Origin of the sequence: Verminephrobacter aporrectodeae subsp. tuberculatae At4 (assembly GCF_000193225.1) — a bacterium.
Classification (GTDB): domain Bacteria; phylum Pseudomonadota; class Gammaproteobacteria; order Burkholderiales; family Burkholderiaceae_C; genus Acidovorax; species Acidovorax aporrectodeae.
Genome location: NZ_AFAL01000297.1, coordinates 1 through 425, shown reverse-complemented (window position 1 = coordinate 425; position 425 = coordinate 1). Strand labels below are relative to the sequence as shown.

General features: G+C 71.8%; 1 pseudogene. It reads left to right on the top strand.

The features are described from left to right. Positions 1 to 343, top strand: a pseudogene (locus tag VTU_RS0106555) (tRNA (adenosine(37)-N6)-dimethylallyltransferase MiaA); the annotation flags it as partial. Between the last annotated feature and the right edge of the window lie 82 nt (positions 344 to 425).

Here is a 425-nt window from a genome sequence, read left to right as displayed (position 1 = left end):
CATCGCGCAGCGCTTTGACGCCATGCTCGCCGCAGGCTTCGTCGATGAGGTGCGAGGCCTGCGCGCGCGCGGCGACTTGCACGCCGACCTGCCGAGCATGCGCTGCGTGGGCTACCGCCAGGTGTGGGACGAGCTCGACCTTCAGGCTGCCGCGCCCGGTGCGCCTTTGAACCTGGAGCGTCTGCGCGCGCGCGGCGTTGCCGCCACGCGCCAACTGGCCAAGCGCCAGATCACTTGGCTGCGCAGCATGCCGCAGCGCCACGCGCTCGCCTGCGACCATCCGCAGGCCGTGGCGCAGCTGGTGCAGGCCGTGTTGCAGCGCCTGGAGCAGCGCGCGGCATGACGCAGCTGCACGTGGACCAGCTCGGCAAGCGCTACGGTGCAGCGCCGGTGTTTTCCGGGCTGTGCTTTACGGTCGCGCCGGG